The 18,099-nt window shown below is 71.3% G+C and carries 20 protein-coding genes; 19 read left to right on the forward strand and 1 reads right to left on the reverse strand.

The genetic code is table 11. The features are described from left to right. From ABZ135_RS32350 to ABZ135_RS32430, 17 genes are all read left to right on the forward strand, one after another. A partial coding sequence (locus ABZ135_RS32350; protein WP_356699492.1) for a hypothetical protein occupies positions 1 to 222 on the forward strand: 222 nt, incomplete at its 5' end. After that, complete coding sequence (locus tag ABZ135_RS32355; RefSeq protein ID WP_356700847.1) at positions 222 to 914, forward strand: hypothetical protein; 693 nt, start codon at positions 222 to 224, stop codon at positions 912 to 914. The genes ABZ135_RS32350 and ABZ135_RS32355, both read left to right, overlap by 1 nt. Positions 915 to 951: 37 nt before the next feature. Next, positions 952 to 2,331, forward strand: a complete 1,380-nt coding sequence (locus tag ABZ135_RS32360; protein WP_356700849.1) for an ATP-binding protein — start codon at positions 952 to 954, stop codon at positions 2,329 to 2,331. An 80-nt stretch (positions 2,332 to 2,411) separates the two neighbouring features. Beyond that, the gene (locus tag ABZ135_RS32365; RefSeq protein ID WP_356700850.1) at positions 2,412 to 3,884 is read left to right on the forward strand and encodes an SCO6880 family protein; all 1,473 of its coding nucleotides are present in this window, start codon (positions 2,412 to 2,414) and stop codon (positions 3,882 to 3,884) included. Positions 3,885 to 3,978: 94 nt separating this feature from the next. Beyond that, positions 3,979 to 4,440 carry a DUF6238 family protein gene (locus ABZ135_RS32370; RefSeq protein WP_356700852.1) on the forward strand — a complete coding sequence of 154 codons (462 nt, stop codon included), beginning with the start codon at positions 3,979 to 3,981 and terminating at the stop codon, positions 4,438 to 4,440. Between the two features lie 28 nt (positions 4,441 to 4,468). Further along, entirely contained in the window at positions 4,469 to 5,983 is a 1,515-nt protein-coding gene (locus tag ABZ135_RS32375) for an ATP-binding protein (protein WP_356700854.1), read from the forward strand. Positions 5,984 to 6,003: 20 nt separating this feature from the next. Continuing rightward, positions 6,004 to 6,552: a hypothetical protein gene (locus tag ABZ135_RS32380; RefSeq protein ID WP_356700856.1), complete on the forward strand. Its 549-nt coding sequence runs from the start codon at positions 6,004 to 6,006 to the stop codon at positions 6,550 to 6,552. A gap of 1 nt (position 6,553) precedes the next feature. Next, entirely contained in the window at positions 6,554 to 7,483 is a 930-nt protein-coding gene (locus ABZ135_RS32385) for a hypothetical protein (protein WP_356700858.1), read from the forward strand. 77 nt (positions 7,484 to 7,560) lie between these two features. After that, on the forward strand, positions 7,561 to 8,067 hold the full coding sequence (locus ABZ135_RS32390) for a hypothetical protein (protein WP_356700860.1): 507 nt from the start codon (positions 7,561 to 7,563) through the stop codon (positions 8,065 to 8,067). Between the two features lie 50 nt (positions 8,068 to 8,117). Continuing rightward, positions 8,118 to 8,858: a glycosyltransferase gene (locus ABZ135_RS32395; protein WP_356700938.1), complete on the forward strand. Its 741-nt coding sequence runs from the start codon at positions 8,118 to 8,120 to the stop codon at positions 8,856 to 8,858. Positions 8,859 to 8,997: 139 nt separating this feature from the next. Further along, positions 8,998 to 9,456 carry a hypothetical protein gene (locus tag ABZ135_RS32400; protein WP_356700862.1) on the forward strand — a complete coding sequence of 153 codons (459 nt, stop codon included), beginning with the start codon at positions 8,998 to 9,000 and terminating at the stop codon, positions 9,454 to 9,456. Then, complete coding sequence (locus ABZ135_RS32405; RefSeq protein WP_356700864.1) at positions 9,453 to 10,643, forward strand: hypothetical protein; 1,191 nt, start codon at positions 9,453 to 9,455, stop codon at positions 10,641 to 10,643. The genes ABZ135_RS32400 and ABZ135_RS32405 overlap by 4 nt, the downstream gene beginning before the upstream one ends. Before the next feature lie 27 nt (positions 10,644 to 10,670). After that, positions 10,671 to 11,942 (forward strand): MFS transporter, encoded by a 1,272-nt coding sequence (locus ABZ135_RS32410; RefSeq protein WP_356700866.1) that lies wholly within the window; start codon positions 10,671 to 10,673, stop codon positions 11,940 to 11,942. 104 nt (positions 11,943 to 12,046) lie between these two features. After that, positions 12,047 to 12,268, forward strand: coding sequence for a hypothetical protein (locus tag ABZ135_RS32415; RefSeq protein ID WP_356700940.1), 222 nt, complete (start codon positions 12,047 to 12,049; stop codon positions 12,266 to 12,268). A gap of 184 nt (positions 12,269 to 12,452) precedes the next feature. Next, complete coding sequence (locus tag ABZ135_RS32420; RefSeq protein ID WP_356700942.1) at positions 12,453 to 13,595, forward strand: AAA family ATPase; 1,143 nt, start codon at positions 12,453 to 12,455, stop codon at positions 13,593 to 13,595. Further along, positions 13,592 to 15,391, forward strand: a complete 1,800-nt coding sequence (locus tag ABZ135_RS32425) for a hypothetical protein (RefSeq protein ID WP_356700868.1) — start codon at positions 13,592 to 13,594, stop codon at positions 15,389 to 15,391. The genes ABZ135_RS32420 and ABZ135_RS32425 overlap by 4 nt, the downstream gene beginning before the upstream one ends. Before the next feature lie 34 nt (positions 15,392 to 15,425). Continuing rightward, positions 15,426 to 15,923: a hypothetical protein gene (locus ABZ135_RS32430; protein WP_356700870.1), complete on the forward strand. Its 498-nt coding sequence runs from the start codon at positions 15,426 to 15,428 to the stop codon at positions 15,921 to 15,923. Positions 15,924 to 15,982: 59 nt separating this feature from the next. Here ABZ135_RS32430 and ABZ135_RS32435 read toward each other — a convergent pair whose 3' ends face one another. Then, positions 15,983 to 16,546: an HNH endonuclease signature motif containing protein gene (locus tag ABZ135_RS32435; RefSeq protein ID WP_356700872.1), complete on the reverse strand. Its 564-nt coding sequence runs from the start codon at positions 16,544 to 16,546 to the stop codon at positions 15,983 to 15,985. Between the two features lie 252 nt (positions 16,547 to 16,798). Between ABZ135_RS32435 and ABZ135_RS32440 the strand changes: the two genes are divergently transcribed. Next, positions 16,799 to 17,224: a hypothetical protein gene (locus ABZ135_RS32440; RefSeq protein WP_356700874.1), complete on the forward strand. Its 426-nt coding sequence runs from the start codon at positions 16,799 to 16,801 to the stop codon at positions 17,222 to 17,224. After that, the gene (locus ABZ135_RS32445; protein WP_356700876.1) at positions 17,221 to 18,063 is read left to right on the forward strand and encodes a relaxase/mobilization nuclease; all 843 of its coding nucleotides are present in this window, start codon (positions 17,221 to 17,223) and stop codon (positions 18,061 to 18,063) included. Before ABZ135_RS32440 ends, ABZ135_RS32445 begins: the two co-directional genes overlap by 4 nt. Positions 18,064 to 18,099 lie beyond the last annotated feature (36 nt).

Below are 18,099 nucleotides of genomic sequence, written 5' to 3' on the forward strand. Positions count from 1 at the left end.
AAGAACGTCGTCAACTCGATCAACATGTTCGGGATCATCGCCGTCGTCGGTGCCCTCGCCGTCTCGCTCGGCGTGTGGGCCTGGGGCCACCACACTGGTGGCCACCAGGCCGAGGCCAACGGCAAGAAGGGCGCTGTCGTTGCGGCCGGCGCCGCCCTCGGCCTCGGCGCCGCCAACGGGATCGTGAGCTTCTTCTCGGCCCTCGGGTCGCAGGTCCAGTGATGCAGAAACGATTCCCTTCTCTTTCGTTCTCCTCGTACGGCGCCGACTGGTCCGCCAACCGGCGCATCGCGATCGTCGCCGCCATCGTCGCCGTCCTGCTGGCTGTCGCCACGGTCGTCGCCTGGCTGTCCGGCGGCAACAACGGCCACCAGGCCCCGGACGCCTCCGCTCCGGCCCCGGCGCCGAGCACGTCCTCCTCCGAGGCCGCCCCGAAGCCCGCGGCCGGATCCGGGTCCGTTCCCCACTCTCCGCGGATCGCCGAGCCGGTCGCGTATGCCAAGGCAGCGGCCCAGATGCTGTGGTCCTACGACACCCGGACCACCAGCCGCGACCAGCAACTCGCCGGGATGCGAGCGTGGATGACCAGCGAGACCAAGTACGCCGACTGGGCCTCCGTCGTCGGACAGGTGCCCGATCCGGTGCTGTGGTCGCGGATGGCCGACCAGGACCAGCACGCCACCGGCACGGTCCTCGAAGGCCACTACCCCGGCGCGTTCAAGCAGGCCCTGACCGAGGACCCCTCTGCGATCACGAAGGCGTACATCTACGTCGTCACCGTCAACGGCAAGCAGCAGATCGCCTGGAAGAAGGGCGGCGCCGGCGCCGAGGGTCGCGCCGTGACCCTCGCCGTGCAGTGCCGCCCCAGCCACGACTGCGCCCTGGCCGCCATCGCTCCGAGCGTCACGCAGTGACCCGCGCCTGACACAAGATAAGGAGGAGTAACTCCTCGTGGGTTTCTGTGACTTCCCCCTGGCGGACAAATTGTGCGCCGTCGGCGACGCGGTGGACTTCGCTTCCAACCCCGGCAAGGCGATCGGCGACTGGATGGCGAAGTCGGCAGGCGAGCTTGCCGCCGCTTCCGCCGACCTGGCCGCCGAAGCCGTCGACACCACTACCAAGGTGGACCTGAACGCCGGATGGTTCCGCGACAACTACGAGACGCTGCTGCCGCTGGGCCTGGTCCTGCTGGTCGCGACGTTCTGCGCCCAGCTGGTCCGGGCCGCCGTCCGCCGCGACGGGCAAGCCCTCACCCAGGCGTTCACCGGCACCATGGGCGGCGTCCTGTTCGCCTTCTGCGCCATCGCCTTCACCACGGTCGCCGTCGAAGTCGTCGACGCGATCTCCGACGGCTTGTTCAAGGCCGCACAACTGGACATCGCCTCAGCCGTGCGTCGCATCGTGAAGGTCAACCAGATCGGCGCCCTCGCCCCACTGGGCTGGCTCGTACCGGTCGTCGCCGGCCTCGGTGCCGCGATCGGCGCGATCCTCTACTGGTGCGTGATGATGGTCCGCAAGGTGGGCATCCTGGTCATGGTCACCTTGGCGATCTTCGCATCCGCCGGTGGCGGCTGGGAGGTCGCTCGGCGCTGGCGTCGGGGCTGGATCGAGGCCACCGCCACCCTCGTGGTCAGCAAGCTGCTGATGACCGTGATCTTCGTGCTCGGCATCGCCGCCATGGGTCGGACGGAGGCCAAGGACGGTGTGGCCGCCCTTGCCGACGTCATGGCCGGCATCGTCATCATGGTTCTCGTCCTGCTGTGCCCGTACGCCGTTTTCAAGTTCGTGCACTGGGCGGCCGAGGGCACCGACGGCGAGTCCATCCACCGGGCCGGCGGCGCCGGAGCCCAGATCGCCAAGGCGCATGCCGAGAAGGCCGCCCGGAAGGCCGCCGCAGCGGCGGCCACCGCCGGAACCGGTGGTGCGGCAGCCGGAGTGAGCGCCGCCCCGCAGGGCCCCTCCGCGGCTGGTGGCGGTGGTTTCCCTGGCGACATCGCCTCCCACCCGACCGGCTCAGGTGGAGAAGGCAAGGAAGGCTCGTCGAGCGGCGGAACGGGTGTCTCGCCCGGTGGTGATGCCATCAAGTCCGGTCTGGAGAAGGCCGTCCAGCCCGCGCCGACGAGCGTGTCGGCCGACACCAGCGGCCAGGTGGGTGGCAGCGCGGGGCAGGGCGGTTCCGGAGTGAACCCCGCGTCCGGCCAGGGCGGCGGATGGCAGTCCACTCCGCCGACCACGACCCCACCGCCGCAGGGCGCATCCTCGTCCTTCGGCTCACAGAACGCCACGTCCGGCGGACCGGCCTCACCGCCGCCGCCTCCGGCCGGCCTCTGATCCCCTGCCCGACTACCGGGGGCGGGAGTGCACGCCACCTCCCGCCCCCTGGTTCCACCCGCGTCCCCAGGACCCGTCCCTTGACTGATCTCTCCGTCGCCCCGGTCACGGTGAAGTTCCCGCACCGGTCCCGCCGCGGCATCCTCCTCGGCCTCTCCCTGCCCCAACTGGTCCTTGTATCCGCCACCCTGGCCCTGCTGCTGATGACGGTGGTCTCCACCGGGCTGCTCGGCGCCGTCACCCTGACTCCCCTGTGGGCGGCCTCCGGTGCGCTCGTCGCGATCCGCCGGCACGGCCGCTCCCTCATCGACTGGATGCCGATCGTCGCTCGCCACGCGCACCGCCGCCGCACCGGCCAGGCTCTCTGGCTCGCCCGACCCGTCACCCGCCCCCGGCAGGACGGCGTCCTTCACCTGCCCGGCAGTGCCGCCTCCCTCAAGGTGGTCACCCCCGGCGACTCCGCCAACGGCGGCGCGGCCGTGCACGACCCCCACCAGCAGAGGCTGACCGCCATCGCCCGCGTCAGCAGCCGGGCCTTCGCCCTCCTCGACCCCGCCACCCAGAATCACAACGTGACCAGCTGGGGACGTGCGCTGGCGAGCATCGCCCGCAGCGGGCACATCGCCACCGTGCAGGTCCTGGAGCGCACCGTTCCCGACAGCGGCGACACCCTCACCCGTCACTGGACCCAGAACGGGCAGCCCCAGGCCCCGGTCGCAGGCCAGATCTACTCCGAGCTGGTCGCCTCGGCCGGCCCCGCCGCTGCCCCGCACGAGACCTACCTCGCCATCTCCCTCGACCTGAAGGCCGCCAAGCGGCTGATCGCTCAGGCAGGCGGAGGCTTGCCCGGAGCGTTCACCGTCATGGAGCAGACCACCGCCTCCATCGCCCAGGCCGCCCGCACCGCCGGCCTCCAGGTGACCGGGTGGCTCAGCTCGCGGGAGATCGCCGCCGTCATCCGCACCGCCTACGACCCGAAGGCCCTCGGCGCACTCCAGCAGTGGTCCGAGACGGGCCGCGCCGAGGCCGACCCGGCCGCCGCCGGGCCCGTCGTCCAGGTCGAGGAGTACGACCGGATCGCCACCGACAGCGCACGGCATGCGACGTACTGGGTGGAGAACTGGCCGCGCACCGAGATCGGGGCCGGATTCCTGCACGGGCTGATGTTCACGGCCGGCGTGCGGCGCAGCCTATCCCTTATATACGTGCCGCAGGGGCTCGAGTCCGCGCTGCGGGACGTCCAGCGGAAGAAGGCCGCGATCATCGCCGACGCCAACGAACGAGCCCGCCGGGGACAGGTCGACAGCGAGGAAGACTCCGTCGAGTACGCCGACGTCAAAACCCGCGAACGCCAGCTCATCGCCGGTCACGCCGACGTGGCGCTCACGGGTCTGATCACCGTCACAGCCGAGACCGACGCCCTCCTGGACGCCGCCTGCGCGCAGATCGAGACCCACGCCGTCACCTCGGGTGTCGACCTGCGCAGGCTCAACTACCAGCAGCCGGACGCCTTCGCCCTCAGCGCGCTTCCGCTCGCCCGGACCGCCCTGTGACCCGGGCCCGCCCCGGTCCTGCTGGCCCCCTCCGATCGTCTGCGGCGGAACCCCCGTCGCCGCCCCTGCCTTCCGGCAGGAAGGACCACCACCGTTGACCTCCTCCGCCCACCCGGCCGACGCCCACCCCTATCTCCGCGCCGCGAACGCCGGAGTACGCCACCACACCCGCGCACTGGCACCGTCGGATACGGGCCCTCCCGCGTCGGCGGACCGCCTGCACCTCGACGTGCTTCACGCCCACCTCACCACCGTGCACCGGCTCCTCGACCGGCTCGCCGAGACGACCCGGCCACCGCACCCGGCAGCCGGCCGCCGCCTGGCCGCCGCGCACACCTACCTGTGGCAGGCCGCCAGCGAGGTCCACGCCGCCTTCCACCTGCTGCCCAGCAGCACGACGGCGGGCACCGAGTCGAGCACGTGCCGTCCTGAACGGCTGCCCGAGGGACCGCCCGTGCTGACCATCTGCCAGCGCCACCTCGCCGCCGGCCACGTCGTCCGGCGCAAGACCACCCCCACCGACCTCCGCGCGCACACCACGGCCTGCGCGCGATGAGCACGACCCGCAGAAATGAGGGCCTCCGATGAGTCACCGGCCCGCCCGCCGCGCCCGCCGCGCCTCCGCGTCTCCTCTGTTCACCCCCCATGGCACCGACCGGGCCAGCCGAAAGGCCGCTCGCCGTCAGCTCGCCGAGGCGACCGCCAAGGCCCGCGCGGAAGCCAGCGCCCACCAGGCCGAGACCACGACGGCCGAGCACGACACGCCGGCCCCGCTCTACCCTCCGGGCGGACGCCCCGGCCCTGCCTCCGCCCGCCACAACCGGCTGAAGCTCCCCGCCCACCGCATGACCACCGCTGTGGCCGCCGGAGCGTATCCGTTCCTCGCGGAAGGCGGGCTCGGCGCGGAAGGCATCTACATCGGGCGCGACGTCCACGCCGAGGCCAGCTTCGTCTTCGACCCGTTCGCCCTGTACGGCAAGGTCGAGGGCTTCACCAACCCCAACATCCTGTTGGCCGGCGTCATCGGCCAGGGAAAGAGCGCGCTGGCCAAGTCCTTTGCGCTGCGTTCGATCGCCTTCGGGTACCGCGTCTACGTCCCGTGTGACCCGAAGGGCGAGTGGACACCGGTGGCGGAAGCCCTCGGCGGACGGTCCGTGGCCCTCGGGCCCGGACTGCCCGGCCGGCTGAACCCGCTCGACGCGGCCCCGCGCCCGGCAAGCGTCTCGGAGGCGGACTGGGTCGGCGAGATCCGCAAACGGCGCCTGCTTCTGCTCGGCTCCCTCGCCCGGACCGTCCTGGGCCGGGACCTGATGCCGATGGAGCACACCGCCCTGGACATCGCCCTGGACGCAGTCGTCAGCCGCGCTGCCGCCACCGGCCGTACGCCGCTCCTGGGTGACGTCGCCGCGACCCTCAATGATCCCCGGGCGCTCGACGAGGCTGCCGGGATCATGTCGGGGCAGCTCGGCGACGCGGCCCGCGACCTGGCCCACGCGATGCGGCGCCTGGTCCACGGTGACCTCGCCGGGATGTTCGACGCCCCCTCAACCGTCGCCTTCGACCCGAACGCGCCGATGCTCACCATCGACCTCTCCCGGCTCGGCGGCTCCGGAGACGACACGGCCCTCGTCCTGGCGATGACCTGTGCCTCCGCCTGGATGGAGTCTGCCCTCTCCGACCCGAACGGCGGCCGGCGCTGGATCGTGTACGACGAGGCATGGCGCCTGATGCGGCACGTCGGCCTGCTGCAGCGGATGCAGGCCCAGTGGAAGCTCTCCCGCGGCCTCGGCATCGCCAACCTCCTGGTGATCCATCGCCTGTCCGACCTGCTCACCGCCGGCGATGCCGGCTCACAGGGTCGCGCTCTCGCCGAGGGCCTGCTCGCCGACTGCTCCACCCGCATCATCTACCGCCAGGAGAACGACCAGCTCCAGGCCGCGGCCTCCCTGCTCGGCCTCACCTCGGTCGAGATGGACGCCATCGCGCACCTGAACCGCGGCCGGGGCCTGTGGAAGGTCGCCGGACGATCTTTCATCGTGCAGCACCTCCTGCACAGTCACGAGCTGGCGCTCTTCGACACCGACGCCCGAATGCACTGAAAGGCCACCGGGACCCTTCCATGCCTGATATCACCCACCCCGTCTACTTCATCCGGCTCGCACGAAGTGTCGACAGGACCCTCAACGACCTCCCTGAAGCCGAGCACCTGCGTCAGGGCGACGACATCAGCCCGGCCATCCAGAGCATGGTCAGCGACATCGCCTACTACTTGATCGAGATCAGCGAAGAGCTGGCCACCAGCAACCGCCACGAAGCCGAGATCCCGTCGGCGCACAGCCACGCCGAACGTTCTGGCACCGCAGCCCTCACCCGGTGTGCGGCGCCTCTCGGCACCGCCCTCGCCCATCTCGGCCAGGTAATCGAGCGTCTCGGCTTCCTCCACGAGAACATCCGGCACTCCTCCACCAAGCGCACCCCCGCGCCGGACGACGTCCGGCATGTCCTCCAAGAGCATCTTGACCACACCGACACCGCCCTGCGCACGGCCGCCCAGCACCTACGAGGTCACGCCGCGCAGCTCTCGCAGGCACCTTCGGTCAGCAGCACGACCGCACCGGCCCACCCCGTGGCACCTCCCGCTGCGACAAACGCCTCGCGAGGACGCTGACATGAACGCTGACGGCGACAACCTCGCAGACGCCCGTCACACCGGCCGGCTCGCTCCGCTTCCCGATCACCGCCACGTCACCGCCCCCTGGTGGCAGGAGCTGTGGTATCGCCACTCTCACATCACCATGCCCCTGCGCCGGCGCGGGCTGGAATGCAACGTCGAGTTCGGCCTCAGTGCCTACGTCGTGCGCGTATCGCTCCCCGACGACAGCCACCTGGTCATCGGCCCGCCGCAGGAGCCCTGCTCCGACCGCCCGCCCGGGGATCCCGAGGGGTGGATCGTGACCCGCGAACACCCTGACGACCAAAGCCTGTTCGAGGTGATCTACGACTCCAGTCCCGCTGCCGGCTCCAGCACCCCTGATCGGCCCGAAGCCGTGCATGGCGGCAGCATCCCACCCCTCATCGAGGCGATCGACGAGCGGCTGGCCCAGCTCGGACTGCTCCACCACGCCCCGGGAAGGAGCGTCGATACGCCCCCGAGGGTGCTTCGCGGGTACGCCCGCCGGGACTCGGAAGCCTTTCTCGCCGAGCATCCGCTTCCGCAGGAGCCCCTTCCGCTCCCGGTCCTGACGCCCTTCCTCTCCGCCCTGGGCGCGGCCGAGACGCCCGCCGAGGTCAGCGCGATCACGCACCACCTGGCCGGGATCACCGCGCCGGTGCTCGACCACATTGCCGGGCACATCGTCGGTGTGGCTCTCTGGCGCGGCCAGGACCACCAGCACACGCCCCAGGCCCAGCGCCTTCTGCGGGAGGCGGCGCAGAACATCCGCACAGCCATGGCGAAGGTGGCCGAGGCCGACCTGGAGAACCTGCGCGCCAAGTACGCCCCCCTTCCTGCGCCCCCGTCCGCAGCTCGAAGGACCGCTCCGGCGCTTCCTCCGGCTCCGCCCAGCTCACCGAAGCCCGGCACCTCCCCCAGCCGCTGACCGCTCCTGGAGAGTTCCCCCTGACCACCGGTTCCTTCATCGCCCGCCCCACCGGCACCGGGTACACCGGGGTGTACGTGAGCCTCGACGGCACGCCCGCTTCGAAGCTCCCCCTGCTCGTCACCGCCTTTCAGTACCGCTTCGGCCGGGATCTGGAGGCGATGACCCGGCACCTCGTGGACGACGTCGCCATCGGCTGGGAGGAGCTGGGCAGCGATCTCCTCGACGGAGCACCGCCGGGGATCGTCGCCGCCCTTACCGGCGGCGAGCCCTGGCCCAGTCGGACCCTAGACAACCTGATCACCCCGGACGGCTCGCCGCCGTCCCGCATCGCGGTCACCGAGACGACCGTCAGCGGCATGGACGTGGAGTGGGGGTACATCCTGCGTCCGTCCGGCGTCGAGGTGTTCCCCACGATGTACGCCGCCTTCGGCCCCGTCGTCGACTGGGACGCCGACCCTCTCACCGACTTCGGGAACCCCGCATCCTGGCCCACCGTCACACCGCCTCGCTCCGCTGCGCCGTCCGCAGCCTCTCCCGTTCCCGCAACCCCGGGCGCCTCCCGTACGGGCGTGCGTCGCTGACCGTCCCGTCCCGCCCCGAACACAGGAGCCCTTCGCTGTCCGTCCCGCAGATCACCGTCGTCATAGCCACCCAGCTCCGCCCCGAGCGCCTGCCCTACCTGGAGGAGATGCACGCAAGCCTCGCCCGGCAGACCGTGCCGTGGGAAGCCGTACTCGTCCTCGACGGCGCCGACCCGCAGCAGCTCCCCAGCTCGGTTGCCGCCGACCCACGCGTCCGGCCTCTTGCACTGCCCCGCCCGGTCGGTGCCGCCTGCGCTCGCAACCTGGGCCTGACCCAGGTCCGCACGGAGTTCGTGAACTGGGCCGATGACGACGACCTCTTCCCCGATTGGAGCCTGGGCCTGCGGCTGGAAGCCTTCACCGACCGGCTCGGATGGGTCGCCGGATACAGCGAGGACTGGCTCCCAGACGGCTCGACTCGCCTGTGGAAATGCCCCGCCCCGCCCGGCTACCACGCGGCCGGCGACGTGATCACCTACTGGCCGCGCCCCGAGGACACGATCCCGATCGGGCCGACCACGATCCTCGCCCGCACCCGCCTCGTACGCGCAGCCGGCGGCATGGGCGGACTCGTCCAGGGCGAGGACTACATGGCGGCTGTCGGCACCTCGAATCTCGCGCCCGGAGTCCTACTGCCGGTCCCGGTCTACCGGTACCGAAAGTGGGGCGGGCAGATGACGGCCCAGGTCGGGTACGACCGGATGGAGGCGGCGGCCCGCAGTCACGCCTGGCAGTACGGGCACAGCCTGCGCTCCGTCCTGCACAGCCGCGCGGATCTGGTCCACGGCTGACAACCGGGGCGTCCTGTCGCACCCCACCGCCGCCGCCTCTCCCCGCTTTCACTCCAGTGCGCCCTTCGACGCGGCCCACCCGCCGCATGACAGCCGCTGATCACCTCCACCACTGACCCGTGAGGAGAACCCCGCCCCTTTGCAACCCGGCACCCACTTCGCCTTCGGCACCCACAAGGACCACGGCTTCGTCGCATCCTTCACCACCTCCATGCCCGCGCACCTCGCCCACTGGTTCCTGGAGCGCGAGCAGTTCGAGCCCGTCCCCGGGAAGTCCCAGCTGTACCGGCTCGTCGAACCCGAGCACGACGGCCCGCGCCGCACCCGCCAGGCCGTCCACGACCTGCGACGACAGGGCTACACGGTGCACGCCGACATCGCTCTCGACCCCGCCTCGTCAGCCGGCCCGCCGCGTCCGATCCGCCCGAACGGACTGCAGGAGCGGCGCAGCCGGCTCGCGCAGGCCGCCGCAGGTCGAACCACACAGCGCGCTATACCGCCCACGACCTCCCTGCCAGCCGCCCGGCCGATCCCGCCGAGGCCCAGCTACGCACCCACCGTCCACCTGACAGCGGCAGGCGGCGGGCGATCCCGATGACACCCGATAGCAACCCGCCCTCGGCCGTTTCCCCGCCAACAGCGCTCGACCTCACCGACCGGGCCCGCACCTTCCGGCTGCGGATGGCGGTCATCGACCGCGAGACCGAGACCGCGCTGGACATGACCCGCGACCGCTACGGCCGCACCGTCCACCCAGACGCCGCGGCAGAAGTACGTGCTCGCCGCGACAGGGCGGCCGTCGAGGCGTACACCACGTATCTCGCGCCGTGCGCCGATGCCCTACTCGACACCGCCCGTCATGCGCTCGACGAGCTGCCGCCCGCCCGGCACCTGGCCGGGTGGCGGACCGTGCTGGACGGTCTCGCCGCCTCCACCGCCGCAATCCGCCGGGGGCTCGAACGGCCCACCACCCCCGGCACCGCGGGCGAACGCGCCCAGTACAAGTCCCTTTGGCCACACCTCACCGCCTGGGCGGACCACGGCTCGATCGCCAGCCATCTCGCCAACCTCGACCAGCGCCAGCATCACAAGGCCCCGCTGACCGGAGACGAGCAGCAGATGTGGACCGAGCGGGCCCGGGCCGCGCAGAAGCGGGGCGAGCTGGAGCTCACCGAGTCCTGGTACGCCGCGGACGGACAGCCGATCACCCTTGCCTACCTGGTCGAGGACGACGACTCGACGGTGGTCGCGCTGAGAGGCGACCCGGACGCACCGGGCTGGCAAGTGATCGGCCACTACACCCACGAATACGAAGCAGGGAAGGCACTGCCCGCCGCAGTCCCACCCGGTGTACTGCGGTCCGATGTCTCCGAGTTCAACCGGGCCGAGCCTGCCCCCGAGGTGTCGCTCCAGGAACTCATCCGGGACATCGTCGAGTCCCAGCACGCCGGTGACGCGTCCAACGCGCTCCTCGGCGCCATACAGCGCGGCCACGACGCGGGCCCGATGGTCCGCCTCCAGGAACTACTAGAAACCGGCGCTCAGTTCGCCGAAGCCCTGGAGACCGTTCAGGGCCGGCAGATCGCCGCCCGGCTCGCCGCACTCGGCCGGCAGATCGAGTTCCTCACGCGCGAAGTCGAAGAGGCGGCCGAGGACCTCGGCGCGACCGTCGCCGTCCTGCCGCCGCACCGCACTCCCGTGCCACGCGTCCGTCCACGACCTGCCGTGGACACCACACCACCCACGCCGGCGCCCCGCACCAGCACAGCCGCCCGCCACCGCTGAGCCGTCGCCTCCCCGAGAGAGCCCTTCTTGTCCCTGACCGCACCCCCGGCCCCAGCACCGCGCATCACCTACGGCGCGGTGCTGGGCAGCCCGTACGTCGCCCGCCTGCTCGGCGGCACCCTCGCCGGCCGCCTCCCCAACGGCATGGCACCCGTCGCCATCCTCCTGTGGGCCACCACGAACGGCGGCAGCATCGCCTTCGGCGGGCTGCTCAGCGCTCTGTACGGGCTGTCGTCCGCGCTGGCCCAGCCGGTCAAGGGACGCCTCATGGACCGCCACGGCCAGGCCGCTGTGCACCTTCCGGCCGCCCTGCTCAACGCTGCCCTCCTGGTGACCCTTCCCCTGGCCGGACCGTACGGTGGACCAGGTCTGGCCGCGGCCATCGTCGTCGCCAGCGGCCTGACGACGCCTTCTTTGGAGGCAGGGCTTCGGGCGCTATGGCCGAGTGTGCTGCCCGACCACCGGCTGCGGCACGCGGCGCTCGCCCTCGACACCGGCACGCAGGGCCTGTTGTACATCGTGGGCCCCCTGCTCGTCGCCGCGCTCGCCTCCGCGTACAACCCTTCCGTCGCGCTCGCTGTCATCGCCGCCCTCGGACTTACCGGCACCGCCGTGGTCGCCTTCACGCCACCGTCACGGCGCTGGTGCCCGACACCGTCCGCACAGGCACAGGCCAGGACGGCGGCCCGGTTGGCCAGCCCCGGCCTGATCCTGCTGTTCGTCTCTCTCACCGGAATCGGGTTCGCAATCGGGGCCATGAACGTCTGGGCGATCACCATGGCCGGGCACCACGGGCAAGAGCTGCTCTCCGGAATCCTGCCCGCCGCGTTCTCGACCGGCAGCTTCCTCGGTGGCCTCCTCTACGGACGACGCCGCTGGAGCAGCACCACCACTGATCGGCTGATCGGCGCCGGAACCCTCTTCCTGGCCGGATGGCTCCCGCTCGTTGCTCTCCCGGGCCCGTACGCGGCCACCGCCGCGGTCGCCTTGCCCGGTGTGTTCCTGACCGTCGTGATCGCGTGCGCCTACGTGACCACCGACTCCCTGACACCCGCGGGCCGCACCAGCGAGGCGTACGCGTGGCTGATCCTGTCGATCGGCGCCGGGCAGTCCGCCGGCACCGCCCTGGCCGGACACCTCGCCGAGCAGCCCCTCGCCACCGCAGCGCTCCCTGCCGCTGGCTCGGCCTTCGCGCTCGTCGTCCTGCTCACCGCGCGTCGTCGTCTCGGCCCCGCCGGACGCCTGAACCGCCGCGGTCGACACCGCCGCCCGCCCGAGGGCCAGCACAAGACGTTCTGATTCAGGGCATCCCCACCTTCCCATCGTTTCGCCCGACACCCCACCGCTTTCCCGGCACCACCGATAGGAGATCCGCCTTGTCCGAAGCACCAGCAGAGCCGTTCATGCCGATCCGGCATGCCATCACCGGGGAGGTCACCACTACCGGCTACAACGCCGCCGCCCGGCGGATCCTGCTCCAGGACGGCTTCGAAGAGGCGCCAGACTGCGCCTGCCAGGCGACGGAACCCGGTGCGGAGCAGACGCACGGGCCTGCTCGGCAGCCAGCGAGCTGCTCGTTGCCGGCCATCCCGTGCACCTGGACCGAGCCCTCGGCCGGCCGGTGAGCGCCGACGGTACGCCCCAGTCGCTGATGTCGGCACAGTCCGTGATCGGCTCCGAGAGCGGCCAGCCTCTCCAGCGCTTCGCCAACCCCGCCCGCACCCGCACCTGTTGAAGGGGCCTCGTTTGACCACACCCGTTACGCCTACCAGTCCAGCGCGCACCAAGGGCGGCGAACTGCGGGCCAAGGTGGCCCGGCTGCTGGCCGACCGGCCGGCGGACGCGATCACCATCGGGGACATGGCCAGGCAGCTGGGCCACTCCCACGGCGCCGTCCGCAACGCCGCCCTCACCCTGGTGCGACGCGGCGAAGCCGACCAAAGCGGAACCGGACAACCGGAGTTCCGAGCGAACGCGAAGACCGCAGCAGCCGCGCAGACCGCTGTGATCAGCCCACCGGGCACCCACTCTCCCCGCGCCCAGACGGCCACGGCCCGCACGACCATTACCGCAGCATCCACGCCCAGGCAGACCGGACCGATCCGCCGCGCGGGAGGCCAGCTCTACCACCCCCGGGAGCTGGCCGATCTGCCCGACGTCGAAGCTCTGAATCGCCTGCGCGACGCCGACGTGCCAGTGCTGCTCTACGGCCCTCCAGGTACCGGCAAGACATCGTTGGTGGAGGCGGCGTTCCCGGACCTGCTCACCGTCGCCGGTGACGGCGACACCACGGTCGGCGACCTGATCGGCGAGTACACACAGGACGACGGCGGCAACTACGTCTTCCAGTACGGTCCGCTGGTCACCGCGATGACCGAGGGCCGCGCCCTGCTGATCGACGATGCCACCTTGATCTCACCGAAGGTCCTGGCGGCACTGTATCCCGCGATGGACGGGCGCAGGCAGATCCAGGTCAAGGCCCACAAGGGCGAGACCATCAAGGCCGAGCCGGGCTTCTACGTGGTGGCGGGCCACAATCCCGGCGTCCACGGCGCGGTTTTGACGGAGGCGCTCGCGAGCCGGTTCAGCGTGCAGATCCAGATCGGCACGGACTATGACCTCGCCCTGGCGCTGAGGATCGACGCCCGGGTGGTCCGGGTCGCCCGACACCTCTCCCGCCAAGTCGAGCTCGGCGAGCTGGGCTGGGCCCCCCAACTGCGAGAGCTGCTCAGCTACCAGAAGACCGAGGCCGTCCTCGGCACCAACGCCGCGCTCGCGAACCTGGTCGGCATCGCTCCTCTGGAGGATCGCGACGCCGTCGCCGACGCCGTCGTCAAGGCTGTCGGCGTCAAGAAGATCGCGCCCCTCACCCTCGGCAAGCAGCTCCCCGCCTCAGCAGTCCGAAAGCCTCCGGGCAGCACCGTCTCCGCGCACCGGGGCCGCTCGCGATGAGCGCCCACCACCACGTTCAGTCCCCCGCCACCACGCCGGACGACGACGCCGACCTCGCGCGATGGGTCGACGACGGCGCCCCGCCCGCGCAGCCCCGTTCCTCCCCGGACGCGTGGCTGCGCGTGGGAGCCGAGCTCGGCGACCGGCTGGTCGCCCTCTCCGGCCGCCAGGACCTCCTCGTCACCTGCCGCCCCGGCACGCGCAGTGGCGCACCGGCCGCGTTCTTCCCCGCTCTGGGCGAGGTCGAGTTCGACGCCGGCCTGTTCGCCCCGCTGAAGCCCCACGAGATCCATCCGCGGATCGTGGGCGACGAGGAGCGGTATCCCGCCGCCTGGGGGGTGTTCGTCCACGAGGCCGCGCACGCGGCCCACTCCGTCTGGACGGCGCCTGCCGGAGCGAACCCCCGTGTCGTCGAAGCCGCGCTCCTGCTGGAGGAGAGCCGTGCCGAAGGCGCACACCTGACCAGGCGGCCCACGGACCGCACGTACCTGCGCACCAGCGCCCGGACCCTGGTCATGCCCGACATCGCCCACCCCACCCTTCAGGGCGTCGAGCACGCCGCCGGTGTGGCGGCCCTGATCCTCGGCCGCCGTGACGTCGGCATCCTGGACGCCGGCGAGACCCAGGCCGTCGCCGATCTGTGCGAAAAGGTGTTGGGCGCAGACCTGCTGACCACGCTCACCCGTATTTGGACCGCAGCCCATCAGTGCGCCGACCACGATGCCACGACCATGCTCGCGCACGCTCAGGAATGGTGCGACGCTCTGGACATCGCGGCCCCGGCCCTGCCCGTGCCGGAGGGCCTTCCCGATCTGCTGTCCGGCGCCGTGGGGGTCGTCATGGACAGCGCGGCAGCCACCGACGCCGCCGACCTCGCGGCACAGGAGGCAGCGGCCAACGCCAGGGCCGCGCAGTCCAAGGCGCAGGCTCAGGACCGCGCCCAGCAGGCCGGACAGCGACGCAAAGCCGCCGCCACCGCCAAGTCGGTCTTCAACGCCCGTGGCACCACCGTCGCCCCCGACGGCACACCGGCGCCCCGCAGCAACCCGGTCACCGGCACCCGCAGGCCCACCGCCGCCGAGCAGAGCGCCGCCGCCCGTCTGAGCCGCGCCCTACGAGCCGCCGCCTACCGCGAGCGGACCGAGGAACGAACCACCAGCCCCACCCCACCCGGCCGCCTCAACATGCGCGCGGCCCTCGCCCGCGACGCTCAGCGCGCGGCCGGGTCGGTCCCCACCGCGGAACCGTTCACCCACACCCGCCGCCGGAACTCCCCCACCCCACCGCTGCGCGTGGGTATCGCCGTCGACGTCTCCGGCTCCATGCGTGCCGCCTGCGCGCCCGTCGCGTCCGCCGCCTGGATCGTGGCACGCGCAGCAGCCCTCACCGACCCCGACTCCCGTACCGCCACCATCGCCTACGACAGGCACCTGACCGCATTGACCCGACCCACCCACCGAGCACCAGAGCGCGTGACGACGTTCGATGCCACCGGCGGCCACCACAACCTCGGAGACGCCATCGACGCACTCGACCACGCCCTCGACCTCAGCCGCCCCGGCGCCGGCCGCCTCCTCGTGATCGTCACCGACGCCCAGTACCGCAGCGACGAAACCGCTCAAGCCATCACCCGCGTCAAGCAGCTCACGACCGCCGGCTGCGCCGTACTCCAACTCACCCTCACCCCGAAGTCCCGCCACTTGCCGGGAACCACCTTGCTGCACCTGCCCCGGCCCTCCAGCGCTCCCGCCGCCATCGCCACGGCGGCCACAGACGCCATCCGCAGGACCCGCTGAGACGACACAAAAGATAGAAAGTAGGAATAATTACATGGCAGTACGTACGAAGTGGACTGTTGAGCACTCGTGCTCCCACCAGGTAGTTCATGACCTGTCCGACCGCCCCGCCGACCGGCGGGCCGGCTTCGCCCGCTGGCTCGCCGGCCGGGACTGCACCGACTGCTGGAAGGCAGCCCGTGACGCCGACACGGAGTCCAAGGAGGAGTGGCTCGCCGCCAAGCGCGCCGAGGAGCAGCAGGCTGCTGTCGAGTGGGCGGAGAAGTTCGACATGCCGCAGCTGGAGGGCCCGGAGAAGGCCCTGGCCTGGGGCGAGCGGTCCCGCCACAGGCTGATGGCCTCCGCTCACACCGCGCTGGTCGTCGAGGGGGCCTGGGACGAGGCGGACTGGGCGAAGCTGGAAGAGAAGGCCCGCTCCGTCACCCGCGCCGGATGGTGGATCGACCAGCGGGATGCGGAGGACACCGACCTCCTCGAACTCCTCGAAGCCGCCAGCGAGGACGACCGCGGGACGGAGAACCCGTTCCGATGACCGGCCGTCAGTGCACGGCCGGGGTCGTACACTGACGGCCCCCTCCGTACGGGCCACCGTCACACTGTCTCGCCCTCCGGGATCGGTTCCATCACCTGCCCCAGGCGGGTTCGTACGATCCTCATGCGTGGCGGCGGGGGCGGCTTCGGCCAGCCCTCCTCGCGCGCCTTCTCTACGCGGCTCGAAACCCAGCCACGCCAGAGATAGACCGGATCGTTCTTCCCGAGAAACCAATAACGGTCAAAGAACCAGTCGCTGCGCGCCTTGTCGTCCAGCTCCGACTTGACGCCCTCAATGCGCGCCGTGACTTCATCGAAATCGTGCTCGATCCTTTCCCGCATCCACCAGAGGCCCTTGTTCCCGTGCGGCCACGTACTGGCTTCCGCGCCGTAGCGCTGATAAGTCAGCTGAGCAACCCACGCCAACAATCCCTTGTGGCTCTTACCCTGGTTGCACGGCCCACAGGCCGGGACCATGTTGACCCAGTGGTCCCACCCGCCATGCGTCACCGGAACGACATGATCGATCTCCTCTGACTCGGCAACGTCGCAATAGACGCAACGCCCCATGTTGGTGAACAGCACCATCAGCCTGATCCAGATGTCCTGCTTCTTCCGGCCCAAGGCACCCTCCCCGTGCTCGGGAGGAACCTAGCGGACAGCACTGACAAGGTGCGGAGGACTGGTGCCAGGTCAATCGCTTCAGCGAGTTACGGACGCCCTCTGGCGCACAGACGGAGCGTCCGATGCGGTCAGGTGCGCTGCCGATCCGGTTGATCGCGGCGGAACATAGCCGACGATCGCCGGTTAGCCAAACCGGCGATCCTCCGGACCATTGTTCCTCCCACCGCATCCGCCCCGCGTGGAAGGAATCGCATGTCCCAGCTCCCGCCCGACCCCGTGGTCGCCCCTACTCCCGACCCGCTCACCCCCCACCGGGACATGACCCACGCCCACTTCCAGGCCGGCGACACCGTCGTCGTCCTCAAGGGGGTGGCTGGCGGCGAACTGTGGGGGGACGCCATGCGCGTGGTCGCCCCGTCGTGGCACCTCCCGACTGACGAGGCGGGCTGGCGCCTGCGAGACGCGACCGGCGGGCAGCAGTCCTATATCACCGCCCACCCCAGGTACCTCGTGCACCTCTCGCGCCGCTGCCCGGACTGTCTGATCCACCTGCGGGCCATGGAGGAGGCGCTCCTGCCGAAGTACCCCGACGACAACGCCCTGATCGACTGCGGTTGGTACTCCACCACCGCCGTGGGCCAGCTGGTGCACGTGGCCGACGTCCGGGCCGGGCGGTGATCCCCCGTCTCCACGAGCGGACACATGCCCCGCGCGACCCGCTCGCCGAGGCGCTCGGGCGTCCGGTCTCACCGGACGAGGGCCTGACCGAGCACACCGTCGTTGGCCACTGGCCGGGCTTGGACAACTACACGTTCGATGACGAGGAGATGACCTGGACTTCCGTCCAGTGGGCCGAGCACCTCGAAGATCCTCTCCTGGAGCACCCCTTCGCCGTCAGCCCGGACGACGACCGGCGAGCGATCCTCCACCTCGACGTCCGGCTCCATCCCGACGACCGGGACCTCACCGGCCCCGAGTGGGCAGAAGTCGCCCACCGGCTCGCCCGCGCCGCCGGCATCGAGATTCCCGGCAAGGAGAACGGCTGCCGGTGGATCGCCGTCCAGGCCCAGCCCCGGCGCCTTGACCTGATCGCCAACCTGATACACCTCGACGGTGCGTGGCACGCGCCGCCCCCCGATGTCCTGCGGCGGCTCGCTGCAGAGGCCCGCCGAATCGAGGAGGACTTGCAGCTGATCCCGGTACGGGCCGCGCGGTCGGCGCCGACCTCACGGCTCGCGCCGACGGCGTCGGCTCAGCTCGCGAGCGTGCTCACTCAGCTCGCCGACGAGCAGGCCGGCCCGCTGGCCACAGTCCGCGGACTCGTCGAGCACGTCGCTCACCGGATCGCCTCCCGGCCCGGCGCCGCCAGCGTCGGCACCGCGCACCGCCTGGAGCTGATCGCGCGCCGCCTGCACGCCATCCAGCAGGACCTGGACGCCACCGCCACGGACCTTGTCCAGCCCCGGGTCGCCGCCACCTCGTCCGCCGTCCAGCGCCCCATCCACCGAGCCCTGTAGGAGAAACGTCTCTTTGCCCCTTGCCGACCGCTTCTT

It is taken from the genome of Streptomyces sp. NPDC006339, from assembly GCF_040612775.1.
GTDB lineage: Bacteria > Actinomycetota > Actinomycetes > Streptomycetales > Streptomycetaceae > Streptomyces.